14 protein-coding genes are annotated in these 14302 nt (G+C 66.1%); 8 read left to right on the top strand and 6 right to left on the bottom strand.

What is annotated here, in order from left to right; all coding sequences use genetic code 11:
* Window positions 1–2: 2 nt before the first annotated feature.
* From ACVINW_RS14070 to ACVINW_RS14060, 3 genes are read right to left on the bottom strand one after another with little or no spacing between them, the layout of a single operon-like run.
* The gene (locus ACVINW_RS14070; RefSeq protein ID WP_456751847.1) at window positions 3–761 is read right to left on the bottom strand and encodes an ABC transporter ATP-binding protein; all 759 of its coding nucleotides are present in this window, start codon (window positions 759–761) and stop codon (window positions 3–5) included.
* Window positions 758–1909 (bottom strand): branched-chain amino acid ABC transporter permease, encoded by a 1152-nt coding sequence (locus tag ACVINW_RS14065; RefSeq protein ID WP_456751846.1) that lies wholly within the window; start codon window positions 1907–1909, stop codon window positions 758–760. The genes ACVINW_RS14070 and ACVINW_RS14065 overlap by 4 nt, the downstream gene beginning before the upstream one ends.
* 9 nt (window positions 1910–1918) lie before the next feature.
* On the bottom strand, window positions 1919–2794 hold the full coding sequence (locus ACVINW_RS14060; protein WP_050423026.1) for a branched-chain amino acid ABC transporter permease: 876 nt from the start codon (window positions 2792–2794) through the stop codon (window positions 1919–1921).
* 293 nt (window positions 2795–3087) lie between these two features.
* Between ACVINW_RS14060 and ACVINW_RS14055 the strand changes: the two genes are divergently transcribed.
* Window positions 3088–3840, top strand: a complete 753-nt coding sequence (locus ACVINW_RS14055) for an ABC transporter ATP-binding protein (protein WP_456751845.1) — start codon at window positions 3088–3090, stop codon at window positions 3838–3840.
* On the top strand, window positions 3837–5357 hold the full coding sequence (locus ACVINW_RS14050; RefSeq protein WP_456751844.1) for a permease: 1521 nt from the start codon (window positions 3837–3839) through the stop codon (window positions 5355–5357). Before ACVINW_RS14055 ends, ACVINW_RS14050 begins: the two co-directional genes overlap by 4 nt.
* 7 nt (window positions 5358–5364) lie before the next feature.
* On the opposite strand, the gene ACVINW_RS14045 is transcribed toward ACVINW_RS14050, so the two are convergent.
* Complete coding sequence (locus ACVINW_RS14045; RefSeq protein WP_456751843.1) at window positions 5365–6303, bottom strand: alpha/beta fold hydrolase; 939 nt, start codon at window positions 6301–6303, stop codon at window positions 5365–5367.
* 174 nt (window positions 6304–6477) lie between these two features.
* Between ACVINW_RS14045 and ACVINW_RS14040 the strand changes: the two genes are divergently transcribed.
* The 3 genes from ACVINW_RS14040 to ACVINW_RS14030 are packed head-to-tail and all read left to right on the top strand — an operon-like array spanning window position 6478 to window position 9331.
* Entirely contained in the window at window positions 6478–7293 is an 816-nt protein-coding gene (locus ACVINW_RS14040; protein ID WP_456751842.1) for an MBL fold metallo-hydrolase, read from the top strand.
* A 44-nt stretch (window positions 7294–7337) separates the two neighbouring features.
* The gene (locus ACVINW_RS14035; RefSeq protein WP_456751841.1) at window positions 7338–8387 is read left to right on the top strand and encodes an amidohydrolase family protein; all 1050 of its coding nucleotides are present in this window, start codon (window positions 7338–7340) and stop codon (window positions 8385–8387) included.
* A gap of 11 nt (window positions 8388–8398) precedes the next feature.
* Window positions 8399–9331: a GNAT family N-acetyltransferase gene (locus ACVINW_RS14030; RefSeq protein ID WP_456751840.1), complete on the top strand. Its 933-nt coding sequence runs from the start codon at window positions 8399–8401 to the stop codon at window positions 9329–9331.
* 184 nt (window positions 9332–9515) lie between these two features.
* Here ACVINW_RS14030 and ACVINW_RS14025 read toward each other — a convergent pair whose 3' ends face one another.
* The gene (locus ACVINW_RS14025; protein WP_456751839.1) at window positions 9516–10772 is read right to left on the bottom strand and encodes an aminopeptidase; all 1257 of its coding nucleotides are present in this window, start codon (window positions 10770–10772) and stop codon (window positions 9516–9518) included.
* Between the two features lie 160 nt (window positions 10773–10932).
* Entirely contained in the window at window positions 10933–11322 is a 390-nt protein-coding gene (locus ACVINW_RS14020) for a carboxymuconolactone decarboxylase family protein (RefSeq protein WP_456751838.1), read from the bottom strand.
* Between the two features lie 136 nt (window positions 11323–11458).
* Between ACVINW_RS14020 and ACVINW_RS14015 the strand changes: the two genes are divergently transcribed.
* The 3 genes from ACVINW_RS14015 to ACVINW_RS14005 are packed head-to-tail and all read left to right on the top strand — an operon-like array spanning window position 11459 to window position 14301.
* Window positions 11459–12418 (top strand): Bug family tripartite tricarboxylate transporter substrate binding protein, encoded by a 960-nt coding sequence (locus ACVINW_RS14015; RefSeq protein WP_456751837.1) that lies wholly within the window; start codon window positions 11459–11461, stop codon window positions 12416–12418.
* 18 nt (window positions 12419–12436) lie between these two features.
* Complete coding sequence (locus ACVINW_RS14010) at window positions 12437–13324, top strand: NAD(P)-dependent oxidoreductase (RefSeq protein WP_456751836.1); 888 nt, start codon at window positions 12437–12439, stop codon at window positions 13322–13324.
* Window positions 13321–14301 (top strand): Gfo/Idh/MocA family protein, encoded by a 981-nt coding sequence (locus ACVINW_RS14005; protein ID WP_456751835.1) that lies wholly within the window; start codon window positions 13321–13323, stop codon window positions 14299–14301. Before ACVINW_RS14010 ends, ACVINW_RS14005 begins: the two co-directional genes overlap by 4 nt.
* The last annotated feature ends 1 nt before the right edge of the window (window position 14302 follow it).

Below are 14302 nucleotides of genomic sequence, written 5' to 3'. Positions count from 1 at the left end.
CCTCATGCGCCCAAATACGCGGCGACGACGTCGGGATGGTGCTGGACTTCCGAGGGCGAGCCCATTGCCAGCACGCGGCCGTAGTTCAGCGCGATCACGCGGTCGGAGACGCGGTTGACCAGCGTCATGTCGTGCTCGACCATCAGCACGGTGATCCCGAGCTCGCTCTTCATGTCGCGGATCCAGAACGACATGTCGTCGGTCTCCTCGACATTGAGGCCGGGCGACGGCTCGTCGAGCAGGATCAGCTTCGGCTCCGAGCACAGCGCGCGCGCCAGCTCGATCACCTTGCGCACGCCGTAGGGCAGCCCCGAGATCAGCTTGTCGCGGTAAGGCTCGAGATCGAGGAATTCGATCACCTGCTCGACCTGTCGGCGATGCGCCTTTTCGCCGGCGCGGACGCTTCCCAGAAACAACAGCTCCTGCCAAAGCTGGGTGGTGGAATGACGATGCCGGCCGACCAGCAGGTTGCTCAGCACCGTCGCATTCTCGAACAGCTCGATGTTCTGGAAGGTGCGCGCGATGCCGAGCCTGGCGATGTCGTAGGCCGGCTGCTGGGTGATGTCCTGGTCCTCGAAGAAGATCTTGCCCGACGTCGGCGGATAGATCCGCGAGATCAAATTGAAGATCGAGCTCTTGCCGGCGCCGTTGGGCCCGATGATCGACAGGATCTCGCCCTTCTCGACCGCGAAGCTGACGGCGTCGACCGCCTTGAGGCCACCGAAATGCAGCGACAGGTTCTCGGCGCGGAAATAGCTCATCGATTCCGCTCCGATTTCACATAAATCTTCTGCCGCTTGAAGGTCGCGCGCTTGTACAGCGGGAACAGCTGGAAGAAGAGCTTGATCTTGAGCCAGCGGCCGTAAAGTCCCAAGGGTTCGAAGAGCACGAACACCACGATGATGATGCCGTAGATCGCGCCCTTCAGCCCGTTGGCCGAGGCGAAGGCTGCGACCGCATCCTGGATATGTCCCGCGCGCTCGGGGCCGGCACCCAGCGTCGCCGCGACGCCGCCGATCACGCCGGGCATGTCGTCCTTCAGATAGGTCAGGAACGGGTCGATCATGACCAGGAAGATCGCGCCCAGCACCGCGCCGTGCAGGCTGAATGTGCCGCCGATCAGGATCACGATGATGAACTCGATTGAGAGCTGCAGCGTGAACATCTCGGGCGAGATGAAAGACAGCTTGTGCGCGAACATCACGCCGGCGAAGCCGGTGATGGCAGCCGAGATCGCAAACGACTTCACCTTGTAGAGCGCGACATTGATGCCCATGCTGCGCGCCGCGGTCTCGCTGTCGCGGATCGCGACAAAAGCGCGCCCGGTCGGCGAGCGCAACAGGTTGAGCGTGCCGACGATGGTCAGCACCAGCACCGCGAGGCAGAGGTAATAGAACGTCGGGCCGTCGCGCGACACCGTGGTGCCGAACAGCTGCATCGTCTTGACCCGCATGCCCTCATTGCCATGGGTCACGCTTTCCCAGCGCGCCAGGATTTCCTCGACGATGAACGCAAACGAGATCGTCGCGATCACGAGATAGATGCCCTGCAGCCGCAGCGCCGGAAACCCGACCAGCGCGCCGACCACGCCGGTCAACAGCCCCGCGGCGAGGAAATAGACCGGAAACGGCACGTTGAATTGCTGCAGATAGGCCGCAGTGTAGGCGCCGATCGCCAGAAACGCGGCGTGGCCGAGCGAGGCCTGTCCGGTGAAGCCGGTCAGGATCATCAGCCCGACGCCGACGGTCGCATAGATGCAGACGAAGACCAGCTGGCTCATCAGATAGCTAGAGAGCACGTAGGGCGCGATCAGCAGCACCGCGAGCAACAGGCCGTAGGAATAGACGTAGCCGGAATGCGGGAGCAGCCTGATGTCGTCTTCGTAATCGGTCTTGAAGAGAAACCGCATGCGTCCTCCTCAAACCTTCTTGCGGACGTGAAGGCCGAACAGGCCTTCGGGCTTGAGCAGCAACACCGCGAGCAGCACGATGTAGGGCGCGACGTCCTTCCATCCCTGCGGCAAATAGAAGCCGGCCATGCTCTCGATCACACCGATCAACACGCCGCCGACCACCGCGCCCGGGATCGAGCCGAAGCCGCCGAGCACCGCGGCCGGAAACGCCTTCAGCCCCAGCACCAGCCCGACATTGGAATGGATGAAGGTGATCGGCGCCAGCAGCACGCCGGCGCAGGTCGCGACCGCCGCCGAGATCGCCCAGACGATCGAGACCACGCGCTTGACCGGGATGCCCATGTAATAGGCAGCCAGCATGTTCTCGGAGCTGGCCCGCATCGCGGTACCGAGCGTGGTGCGGTTGAAGAACAGATAGAGCAGCGCGCACAGGATGATGGTCGCCGCGATCACCGACAGCTTGTCATAGGCGAGTACCAGGCTGCCGATCCGCAACACGCCCTGGCTGAACGGCGTCTCGATCTTGAAGTCGTCGGTCCCCCAGATCATGCCGGCCACCGAGCGCAGGAAATAGCCGAGCCCGATCGTCGCCATGATGATGGAGAATTGCGGATAGCCGAGGATCGGCCGCACAACGACCCGTTCGGCCAGCATGCCGAACAACGCCATGCAGATCACCGCGCCGGCGAAGCCGACCCAGTAGTTCAGCCCGAGCATGCCAATGAAGGTGAAGGCGAAAAAGCCGCCCAGCATCATCAAATCGCCCTGCGCGAAGTTGACGACCTCGGTTGCCTTGTAGACCAGCACGAAGCCGAGCGCGATCAGGCCGTAAACGCAGCCGAGCGCGATGCCGCTGACGAGCTGCTGAACAAAGTCCAGCATCGTTCCCTCCCCGATGCCCGGCGATTCTTATCCGATCGCTCGTCGCATCCCGCCTTCACGCCCTTGTGTCGGAAGCGCTGAAAGCCGCTATGTCCGCCCCGATTGAGCCAAAACGCCCGATCCCTGTCAACAAACCGCTGATCCGGCTGTATCATCACATTTGCGAAGATTGCCCGCAGCACGGGGTAATACGGATATCGCCTGCGATTTGCCCCGTGCGATTCACTGCACCGAAACGGTTTTTGTCCAAGTTTGCGCAACCGACGAGCGAAATCCCGGATCGCCACCGCATCATGACATCGCAACTGCCCGCACTCGCCCTGCGAGGGTTAACCAAGCGTTTTGATCGCCCGGCGGTCGATGCGCTCGATCTCACCATCCGGGTTGGGGAGTTCTATGCGCTGCTCGGGCCGAACGGCGCCGGCAAGACCACGACGCTGCGCATGGTGGCAGGTTTGCTGCGTCCGGATGCCGGCTCGGTGTCGATCCTCGGCATCGATGCGCTGGCCGATCCGGTCGCAGCCAAGCAGATCATGGCCTGGGTGTCCGACGAGCCGATGATCTATGACAAGCTGACGCCGCTGGAATATCTCGAATTCGTCGCCGGCCTGTGGGGCATCGATCCCCGCACCTCGGAAAAGTCGGCGCGCGAGCTCCTGGTGTCGCTCGGGCTCGAGCCGCATCTCAACGAGCGCTGCGAGGGCTTCTCCAAGGGCATGCGCCAGAAGGTGGCGCTCGCCGGCGCGCTGGTGCACGAACCCCGCCTGATCATCCTCGACGAGCCGCTGACCGGCCTCGACGCGCTGTCGGCGCGCCACGTCAAGGGTCTGTTGCAGGAGCGCGTCCGCACCGGCTGCACCGTGATCATGACGACCCACATCCTCGAAGTCGCCGAGCGCATGGCCGACCGCATCGGCGTGATCGCGGCCGGCAGGCTGATCGCCGAGGGCACGCTCAATGAACTGCGCGAGCAGAACGGCCGCAACGACACCACGCTCGAGGACATGTTCATCGCGCTGGTCGATACCGAAGCGGCGGCCGCGTGAGCTCGGTCGCCCATCTCAGCTGGTTCGCCCGCCACGAATTCCGCCTGGCGTGGCGCGAATGGCTGGCGATGATGACCGGCGGCCGGCGAAGGCGCAATCGCGCCGTGATCGGACTTGTGGTCTTCGCCGCGATCCTGCATCTGCCGGCCTATGCCGTGGTCAATCGCTATGCCGACTTGAGGTTTCCGCTCGATCCGTCGTCGCTGATCGTGCTGACCGCGACAGTCTTCCTGGCCTGGGCGCTGATGCTGTCGCAGGCGATCGAATCGGTGACGCGCGTGTTCTATGCCCGCGCCGATCTCGATCTGATCATGTCGTCGCCGGCCAAGCTCACCAACATCTTCTCGATCCGGATCGTCGCGATCGCGCTGACGGTGAGCAGCATGGCGCTGTTGCTGTCGACGCCGTTCATCGACGTCCTGGTGTATCTCGGCGGCCCGCGCTGGCTCGCCGGCTTCGGCGTCGTGCTTGCGATCGGACTGTCGGCGGCCGCCACCGCAATTGCCGTCACCGCCTTCCTGTTTCGCCTGATCGGGCCGATCCGGACCCGGCTGGTGGCGCAGGTCGTCTCCGCGGTCATCGGCGCGGGTTTTGTCATTGCGCTGCAGGTCGTGGCCGTGCTGTCCTACGGCACGTTGTCGCGCTTTGCCTTTTTGACTTCGGATACCGCGGCACACATCGCCCCCGCGCTTGACAGCCTGCTGTGGTGGCCGGCGCGCGCATCGCTCGGCGATCTCGACATCATGATGCTGCTGCTCGCGGCAAGCCTCGTGCTGCTCGGCGTCGTGATGGCGGCCTTCGCGCCGCGCTTCGCCGACACGGTCGCAAGCGTCGCCGCCAATCCGGCTGCGGTCACGCGGGGGCGCGCCCGCGCGTTCCGCCCCGGCTCGCGGCAACAGGCGCTGCGGCGCAAGGAGTTCGTGCTGCTGCGCCGCGATCCATGGCTGCTGTCGCAGAGTCTGATGCAGATGCTCTATCTGCTGCCGCCCGCGCTGATGCTCTGGCGCAGCTTCTCCGGCACATCGACCGCGATCGTGCTGATCACGCCTGTTATCGTGATGGCCGCAGGCCAGCTTGCCGGCGGACTTGCCTGGCTGACCATTTCGGGCGAGGACGCGCCCGATCTGGTGGCGACCGCGCCGCTGCCGCCGTCACGCGTGACCCGCGCCAAGATCGAGGTGGTGCTGATCGCAATCGCGGTGGTGTTCACGCCGCTGGTGGCCGCGCTGGCGTTCGCCTCGCTGGCGCAGGCCGTGGTCACGGCGATCGCGATCCTGATTGCGACCGCATCCGCCGCCGCTGTCCAGCTCTGGTTCCGCGCACAGGCCAAGCGCAGCCAGTTCCGCCGGCGCCAGACTTCCTCCCGCATTGCGACCTTCGCCGAAGCCTTTTCCTCGATCGGCTGGGCCGCAACCGCGGCGCTGGCGCTGACGATCCCGGCGGCCGCGCTCGTCAGCGGCATCATGACCCTGCTGACGCTCACGATCGCCTGGAAGATCAGCCCGCGGCAGCGCTGAAACCGAGCTACGCCTTCATCACTTCCATCACCGCCGCTGCAAACGCCTCCGGCGCTTCCTGCGGCACGTTGTGACCGGCGCCCGGAATTGCGCGATAGGCCAGGCGGCATGTGTATTTTGCGGCGGTGCGACTGCCGTCGCTGACGAACGTCACGCCGTCGTCGGCGCCGTCGAGTGAGATGGCGGGGACGGTGATCACAGGCAATGTATCGAGCCGCCGCTGCACATCCGCGTATTGCGGGTCGCCTTCGACGACGCCATAGCGATGCCGATAGCTGTGGATCACGACGTCGACATAATCGGGATTGTCGAACGCGATCGCGGTCCGCTCGAAGCAGGTCTCGTCGAACGTCCAGCTCGGCGACCATTGCGACCACAGGATCCTTGCGATGCCGCGCCGGTTGGCGGCAAGGCCGGCGCGGCCGCGCTCGAGCTGGAAATAGTACTGATACCAGAGCGGGACCTCGCGCTCCGGCGGCGCCGGCACCATCGCGTGCGCAATGTCCTGGATCATGTAGCCATTGGTGCAGACCAGTCCGAGGCAGCGTTCCGGCCACAGCGCCGCACCGATCGATGCGGCGCGGCCGCCCCAATCATAGCCGGCGAATACCGCGCGCTCGATGCCGAGCGCATCCATCAGCGCCATCATGTCGGCGCCGACCGCGGCCTGCTCGCCCGAACGCGGCGTCGCCTTATCTCGGAACATCGTCGGGCCGTAGCCGCGTAGATAGGGCACGACGACCCGGCAGCCTTGCGCGGCCAGGATAGGCGCGACGTCGACAAAGGAATGGATGTCATAGGGAAAGCCGTGCATCAGCAACACCACCGGACCATCCGCCGGGCCGCCCTCGTAATAGGCGATGTTGAGCACGCCTGCGGGGACATGGCGCAACGGTTCGAGCCGCTTGGTCGAAGGCGCGCGCGGCGAGGAGGCAGTGTCGGTCACGCATAACTCCCTGATCTCGGTTGTGTGCGCGGCATGGTAGCGCGTCCCGGCGCCGGAATCGCCTGGATCGTGTTGCAGTCAGCGCCGTGGAGCGATGCGCCGGCCTCATCATGACGGCGCGCCAATTGCGCGGTAGTCTCGCCTCGGCGGATGTCGCCGAAGGCGGAACAGGTCATGCTGAGATTGCTCGCCGCGTTGGTCTTGCTGGGATCATTGACCGGCCATGCCTTCGCGCAGGACGCCCAGCGCAGCGAATGCCTCGCGATGGCCAACGCGCCACTGCGCGCTACCCCCGTGAGCTACCGGCGCGTCGCGGCCAAAACCGAGGAGGTCGCCATCACCTATGCCGGCCATTCCACCTACTACATCGACACGCCTGGTGGCGTCCGGATCGCGACCGACTACAACGGCGTCTATCAGACCGGACGGCTGCCCGACGTCGCGACCATGAACCGGGCGCATGCGACGCATTACACGCTGTTCCCCGATCCCGGCATTGCCCACGTGCTGCACGGCTGGGGCGAGAACGGCCAGGCCGCGCATTACGCGGAGCGGATCGGCGACGTCTATATCCGCAACGTCACGACCGACATCCGCCGCTATTGGGGGGAGGACCCCGGCGGCGAGATGATCAAGGACGGCAATTCGATTTTCATCTTCGAGGTCGCCGGCCTCTGCATCGGCCATCTCGGCCACCTCCATGTCAGGCTCGACGACAGCCAGTTCGCGGCGATCGGCCGGCTCGACATCGTGATGGTGCCGATCGACGGCACCTATACGATGTCGCTCGACGGCATCTCCGAGATCACCAGGCGGCTGCGTGCATCGGTGGTGCTGCCGATGCACCGCTTCGCCACCCCGCTCGACGAGTTCATGCGCCTGATCGGCCAGCAGTTCGAGATCGACCGCCGCGGCGGCGAGCGCACCTTGCGGATTTCCCGCGACACCCTGCCGGCGGCACCGACGGTGATCATCCTCGACGGGGTGTGAGATCTCTGTTCAAGAAGAAGCAAAACCAACGGGAGTGAAAATCGATGGCCAGCACGTTACCCGCCTCCGCCAGCGGGCTCTATGCCAATCCGCGCGAAGACTGGCTCGCCCAATACACCGAGGAGATCATCGATCCGAACAGGCCGATCGTCGATCCGCATCACCATCTCTGGGATCGCGGCGGCCTGCGCTACCTGATCGAGGAGATGCGCGACGACATCGCTTCCGGCCACAACATCGTCGCGACCGTCTATGTCGACTGCCGGTCGATGTACCGCGCCGACGGCCCGGAGGCGTTCCGCCCGGTCGGCGAGGTCGAGTTCGCCAACGGCGTCGCGGCGATGGCGGCGAGCGGCGGCTACGGCAAGGCGGCGATCTGCGCCGGCATCGTCAGCCACGTCAACCTTCTGCTCGGCGACCAGGCCAAGGCGGTGCTGGAGGCGGAGATATCAGCCGGCAACGGCCGGTTCCGCGGCATCCGCCACTCCTCGGCCTGGGACGAGGCCCCTAACGTCGCCCATATGTACGCCAGCCGGCCGAAGGGCATCCTCCTCGATTCCACCTTCCGCAAGGGTTTTGCCTGTCTGGCGCCGCTCGGCCTCAGCTTCGACGCCTGGCTGTTCCATCCGCAGATCGGCGAGCTCACCGACCTCGCCCGCGCCTTCCCCGACACAAGGATCGTGCTCGACCATTGCGGCGGCCCGGTCGGCACCGGCCGCTTCGCCGGCAAGCGGGCGGAGACCTTTCCGGTCTGGAGGGCGTCGATCCAGGAGATCGCCAGATGCCCCAACGTCGTGGTCAAGCTCGGCGGGCTGGCGATGTGCCTGCTTGGCTATGACTTCCACCTCCGCCCCCGCCCGCCGTCGTCGGAGGAACTCGCCGGCGCCTGGCGGCCTTATGTGGAGACCTGCATCGACGCGTTCGGCCCCAACCGTTGCATGTTCGAGAGCAACTTCCCACCTGATAAGGGGCAATGCAGTTATCAGGTCATCTTCAACACCTTTAAACGGCTTGCATCACAATATAGCGAAGCCGAGAAGACGGCGTTGTTCTTGAAGACGGCAAAGGATGTCTATCGGCTCGATATCGGGTAAGCTTCCGACTCATGGATGACGGCATCACCATCCGGCCGCTTCGAGAGGCTGATGCGGAAGCGGTGGTCGCACTTTACGCAAAGGCAGCTGCGGTGGAACCGCGGCTAGGCCCTGTCACGCTGTCGCAATGGGACCAGTTCCTGAAGCTGCCGCAGAACCGCGGCGGCCGCGACTTTCGTGTTGCCGAGCAGAACGGGCGGCTTGTCGGCCTTGCCGAGTCCTCGTTGCGCGACCAGGGCGCAGGGCATTCCCGATTCCTCAAGATCGTCGTGACGCCCGAGATGCGGCGGCGCCGGATCGGGCTCGCATTGGTCGACGACGTGCTGGCAATCGACACCGACCCCAATCTCACCGTGCAGACGCTGGTGAGCAGCGACTGGCCGGCCGGCATGGCCTTCGTCGCCGCCTTCGGCTTTGTTCATGTCGAGTCGGAGATCGGGATGAAGTGCGTCGAGCCGTTGCAGCCCGCGCGCACGCTCGCCGCCGCCCGCGCCACCATCGAGCAGGTCTCGGACGTCACCGCCTGCGCCGGCCAGGTCGCGCGGATCCACAACACCGCCTACGCCTCCGACGCCGCGTTCCGCCTGTACTCGCCGGAAGAGATGGCGCAGGTCCTGACCGAGACCGAGGTCTGGATCGCATCGGAGGATGGACAGGTCTCGGGCTTCTGCCTGACCGAGCCGGAGCAGAACTCGATGTGGATCGAGTCGGTCGCCGTCGACCCGGCGCGGCAGGGACGCGGGCTCGGCCAGCTCCTGGTCTATCGCGTGCTGGCCGCGCACGACGTGTCGGTCGAGCATCCCTGCTGGCTCAATGTCTCAAGCCGGAACGCTCCCGCGCTGAAGATCTACCGCCGTCTCGGCTTCAAGCCGCAGCACGAGACCTGCCGCTTCCTGGCGATGCGAGGCGACCTGATCGCCGCGCGCGAGCGGCGGTTTCGTTAGCCACCTTGAAGCCTAGTCGAGCGACAAGAACCTAGCCCCGTCATCCTGAGGTGCGAGCGGAGCGAGCCTCGAAGGGTGAACGGCCGAGCTCTCTCCGAACGCGTGGCCAATATCCGGGCCGCGCATCCTTCGAGGCGCGCAAGAGCGCGCACCTCAGGATGACGGGATTATGGGCGAGCGCGCCCTACGCCCACTCGCCCTTGCGGAACACCGGGACGCTGCGGCCATCGGCGTGGATGCCGTCGATGTCGGTGTGGGCGGAGCCGATCATCCAGTCGATATGGATCAGGCTCTTGTTGCCGCCCTGCTCGGCGATCTGCTGCGGCGTCAGCTTGTCGCCGTTGACGAAGCATTTCGAGTAGCACTGGCCGAGCGCGATGTGCGAGGCGGCGTTCTCGTCGAACAGCGTGTTGAAGAACAACAGCCCGCTCTTCGAGATCGGCGAGGAGTGCGGCACCAGCGCGACTTCGCCGAGACGGCGCGCGCCCTCGTCGGTGTCGAGCACCTTCTTCAAGACTTCCTCGCCGCGCGAGGCCTTGGCCTCGACGATGCGGCCTTCCTCGAACTTCACCGAGATATTGTCGATCAGCGTGCCCTGATAGGACAGCGGCTTGGAGCTCACGACATGGCCGCTGACGCGGCGGCAGTGCGGCGTGGTGAAGACCTCTTCGGTCGGGATGTTGGCATTGCAGACGATGCCGTTCTTGGCGGTCGAGGCGCCGCCTTCCCATTCATGGCCGTCGGCGAGCCCGATCGTGAGGTCCATGCCGGGGCCGGAATATTTCAGCGCGTGGAAGCGCTGGCCGTTCAGCCAATCGGTGCGCTCGCGCAGTTTGGCGTTGTGCCTTTCCCAGTCGGCGACGGCGCCATCCTGATCGACCCGCGACGCGGAGAAGATCGCATCCGCAAGCTTCGCCACCGCGACGTCCTCGGCATCGTCGGGGAACACCTGCTTGGCCCAGGACGTGCTCGGATAGGCGATGATGTTCCAGTTGGTGTCGAAATTGACGATCTTCTCCAGCGCCGGCTGGTAGGCGATCGAATTGGCCTTGCTGGCGCGCGCGACCTTGGTCGGGTCCTCGCCGGACAGCAGCATCGGATTGTCCCCGACGATGGCAAGCCGCGCGGTGTTGGCGCCGAACGCCTTCGCCATGCCCTCGTAGAGCCAGCCCGCGGCGCGATCGAAACTCGCATCGTTGGCGTAGCGGTAGCGTGCCAGCGTCAGCTCTTCGTCCGAGAAGAACGGGGTCACCAGGCCCGCGCCGGCCTTGTAGGCATGCTCCACCACCCGCCGCACCAGCGGCATCGCCGCGGCCGGCGCCGTCAGCAGCAGATCCTGCCCCGGCTGCAACTGCAGGCCGACCTTGATCGCGACTTCGGCGAGCCGATCGAGCTTTACCGGATCGATCGAGGCGGAAAGGTTGCGTTGATGTGCGGTCATGAAGCGCCGTGTCGTTGGAGGATCTCTTCAGGATTCGTAGTCCAATTCGATCCGCATTCGCAAGGTTCCTGCCTGCCGCATCCGATCACGCGGCAGCGAGCGATTGTCTCGAATTTTGCCGCTTTGGCGCGCGTTCACCTGTTCGGCCCCGGCGTGAACCCTACGCCGCAGGCGGCGCCTCGCCGAACACCTCGGCTGCGATCTTGCTGGTCTCGATCGCGGCCGGAATGCCGCAATACATCGCGACCAGCAGCAGCACGTCCTGCACCTGCGCGGCGGTGCAGCCATTGGCCAGCGCGCCCTTGGCATGGACGCGGAACTCGGCGGGCTTGCTGCTCGCCGCGGTGATGCCGAGCATCACCAGGCTGCGGAGCTGGTCGGACAGGCCAGAGCGCTCCCAGACGTCGCCATAGACATAGGCATTGATGATGTTTTGCAGCGGCGTGCCGAACTCGCCCGCAGCCGCCATCCGCTTGGCGACATCGCCCTCGCCGAACATCTTCTGGCGCCGGCGCAGCCCGCGCGCATGGAGATCGCTGATGTCGACCATCGTCGTCTGGCTCCCTGTATGGACTATTTATACGGATAAATATGTCGCACCTCAATATTCCTGGAGGCGCTTAGCTTGCACCTCCGACCAATTTGTCCGTATAAACTCGGCCCAAACAGACGCGGGAGGGACCGGGATGAAGTTACGGCTGGGGCTGCTCCTCGTCCTGCTCGCGGCACTTCCGGTCCTGCCGGCATACGCGGCGGACGATTTCCCGCAACGGCCGCTCAGGATCATCGTGCCTTTCCCGGCCGGCGCCGGCCCCGACAATGTCGCGCGGCTGGTCGGCCAGCACCTGCAGGACGCGTTCGGCCAGACTGTGCTGATCGAGAATCGCGCCGGCGCGCTCGGCAGCATCGGCGCCCAGGAAGTCGCCCGCAGCGCGCCCGACGGCTACACGCTGCTGATGGGCACCAACACCACCCATGCCAGCAACGTCGCGACACTGAAGAGCCTGCCCTACGACCCGGTGAAGGATTTCGCGCCCGTGATCCGCACCACGACGACGGCGATGGTGCTCCTGGTCAACCCGAAGCTTGCGGCCAAGGACCTGCCGCAGTTCCTCAGCTATGCCAGGGCCAACCCCAATCTGACCGCAGGCTACGGCTCCGGCGCATCGCAGATCTCGATCGCGCAGCTGCAATCGCGCGGCGGCCTGTCGCTGATCGCGGCCTCCTACCGCGGCGTGCCCCAGGCGATGACCGACGTGATGGCCGGAGTGATCGACCTGACCTTCGGCGATTTCTCGGTCGCGATCCCGCAGATGCAGGGCGGCACCCTGCGCGGCATCGCCGTGACGTCGGCGACCCGCAACGAGCTGACGCCCGGCCTGCCCGCGCTGTCAGAAGCGATGCCCGGCTTCGAGGCCACGATCTGGTACGGGCTGTTCGCGCCGGCCGGCACCCCGGGGCCGGTGGTCGACAAGCTCTATGCCGAGTGCGCCAAGTATCTCGCGATGCCGGAGACGAAGAAGAAGCTCGCCGATGTCGGCGTGATCGTGGCGCCGCTGGCGCCGGCCGAGTTCGGCGCGTTCGTCAGGAGCGAGGTCGTGCGCTGGTCGGCCGAGGTCAAGGCGGCCGGCATCCAGCCGCAATAGCGCGGAGCGACATCGCACATGGCTCGCGAGACACCCATCGGCATGATCGGCCTGGGGTTGATGGGATCGGCGCTCTCCGCGCGGCTGATCGACGCCGGCATCGGCGTCATCGGCTTCGACGTCGATGCGGCGAAGACGAATGGCTTGCGGGCCAGCGGCGCCGAGTTCGCGGCCTTCGCCGCCGACGTCGCCGCACGCTGCGGGACTATCGTCGTCGCGGTGTACGACGCGGCCCAGGTCATGGGCCTGCTGCCGGACCTCGCCAATGCGACAGTGCCGCCGCGCGTGATCTGCACCACCACCTGCGCGCCGGGCGAGATCACGGCAATTGCCGAGTTCGCGGCGCGCGCGCGGCTCGGCTTCATCGAGGCGCCGATCTCGGGCACCAGCGCCGAGGTCCGCGCCGGCACCGCCACCGCGCTGGTCGCCGGCGATAGCGACATCATCGCGGCAGCCGCCGCGACGCTCGACATCCTCTGCCCGCAGCGGATCAATGTCGGGGCGATCGGCAATGCCAGCCGCACCAAGCTTGCCGTCAACCTGGTCCTGCAGAGCAACCGCGCCGCGCTCGCCGAGGGCCTCGCCTTTGCCGAAGCGCTCGGCCTCGACGCCGCGGCCTTCCTTGCGGCTGCGCGGCAATCGGCGGCATATTCCAAGGTGATGGACAGCAAGGGACCGAAGATGCTGGCGCGGGATTTCTCGCCGCAATCGCATATCGCGCAGACCTTGAAGGACGCCGAGCTGATCCTGCAGGAGGCTGCCCGCCACGGGCTGTGCTTGCCGATGACGTCGACGCAGGCGGAGCTGCTGCGCGCGGCGATTGCGCTGCAAGGCCCGGACAGCGACAGCGCCGCGGTGATCGAGGCGATCCGCCCCGGCCGCGATCAGCACAGGGAGCGCTCATGATCACGTGCGCGATCGCGGGCCTCGGCCGCTGGGGTCGCGCGCTGGTCGAGGCTGCGCGGAACGAGCCGCGGCTGGAGATCGTCCGCGCGGTGGAACCCGACGTCGCCGGCGCCGCGGGCTTCTGCGCGGCGCACGGCCTATCGCCCGCGCCGAGCCTCGAGGCCGTGCTGGCCGACCCCGCCATCGACGCCGTGCTGCTGGCGACACCGCATTCGCTGCACAAGGGCCAGGTGATCGCGGCAGCCCGAGCCGGCAAGCAGGTGTTCTGCGAGAAGCCGCTGGCGCTCCGGCGCGACGATGCCGCCGAGATGTTCGCGGCCTGCCGCAAGGCGGGCGTGCTGCTCGCGGTCGGGCATAACCGCCGGTTCTGGCCGTCGATGCAGGCGCTGCGCGCGATCGCAGCGAGCGGCGAGCTCGGCACGATCCTGCATGTCGAGGGCCACAACAGCAACGAGAGCTCGCAGGCAATCACCCAGGGCTGGCGGCTGTCGCCCGAGGAGTCGCCGGGCGGCGGGTTGACCGGCGCGGGACTGCACGTGCTCGACGGCTTCGTCAGCCTGCTTGGTCCTGCTCGACAAGTTTATGCCCGGTTGAGTGAGCGCGCGGCGGGCCCACCGCCGCTCGACACTGCAACTTTGGCGATTGAATTTGTGAATGGCGTGAGTGCAACCCTTGCGACGGTGCGCGCAACACCGTTCTATTGGCGCGTGCATGTGTTCGGAACGAAGGGATCCGCCGAGGTGCTCGACGAGACGACGATGGTGCTACGGACGTCCGGTGCGGCGCCTGCGACGACGCGCTATCCGGCGGTCAACACGCTCACCGCGGAACTTGCGGCCTTTGCCGATGCGGTCGAAGGCCGCCGGCCGTTCCCGGTACCGGAGGCAGACGTGCTCGCGACGCTCGCCGCGTTCGAGGCCGCGCTGCGATCGATGCAGTCTGGACACGTGGTCGCCTGCCATACGGCATACCAGTGAT

Source organism: Bradyrhizobium sp. USDA 4461, assembly GCF_054055655.1.
The sequence above is the reverse complement of the archived record's forward strand: the minus strand, read 5'-3'. Positions and strand labels throughout refer to the sequence as shown.

Bases quoted from the DNA above. Each gene is read 5' to 3' on its own strand.
- ACVINW_RS14070 (WP_456751847.1), bottom strand. From the start codon at position 761: ATGAGCTATTTCCGCGCCGAGAACCTGTCGCTGCATTTCGGTGGCCTC.
- ACVINW_RS14065 (WP_456751846.1), bottom strand. From the start codon at position 1,909: ATGCGGTTTCTCTTCAAGACCGATTACGAAGACGACATCAGGCTGCTC.
- ACVINW_RS14060 (WP_050423026.1), bottom strand. From the start codon at position 2,794: ATGCTGGACTTTGTTCAGCAGCTCGTCAGCGGCATCGCGCTCGGCTGC.
- ACVINW_RS14055 (WP_456751845.1), top strand. From the start codon at position 3,088: ATGACATCGCAACTGCCCGCACTCGCCCTGCGAGGGTTAACCAAGCGT.
- ACVINW_RS14040 (WP_456751842.1), top strand. From the start codon at position 6,478: ATGCTGAGATTGCTCGCCGCGTTGGTCTTGCTGGGATCATTGACCGGC.
- ACVINW_RS14035 (WP_456751841.1), top strand. From the start codon at position 7,338: ATGGCCAGCACGTTACCCGCCTCCGCCAGCGGGCTCTATGCCAATCCG.
- ACVINW_RS14030 (WP_456751840.1), top strand. From the start codon at position 8,399: ATGGATGACGGCATCACCATCCGGCCGCTTCGAGAGGCTGATGCGGAA.
- ACVINW_RS14025 (WP_456751839.1), bottom strand. From the start codon at position 10,772: ATGACCGCACATCAACGCAACCTTTCCGCCTCGATCGATCCGGTAAAG.
- ACVINW_RS14020 (WP_456751838.1), bottom strand. From the start codon at position 11,322: ATGGTCGACATCAGCGATCTCCATGCGCGCGGGCTGCGCCGGCGCCAG.
- ACVINW_RS14015 (WP_456751837.1), top strand. From the start codon at position 11,459: ATGAAGTTACGGCTGGGGCTGCTCCTCGTCCTGCTCGCGGCACTTCCG.
- ACVINW_RS14010 (WP_456751836.1), top strand. From the start codon at position 12,437: ATGGCTCGCGAGACACCCATCGGCATGATCGGCCTGGGGTTGATGGGA.
- ACVINW_RS14005 (WP_456751835.1), top strand. From the start codon at position 13,321: ATGATCACGTGCGCGATCGCGGGCCTCGGCCGCTGGGGTCGCGCGCTG.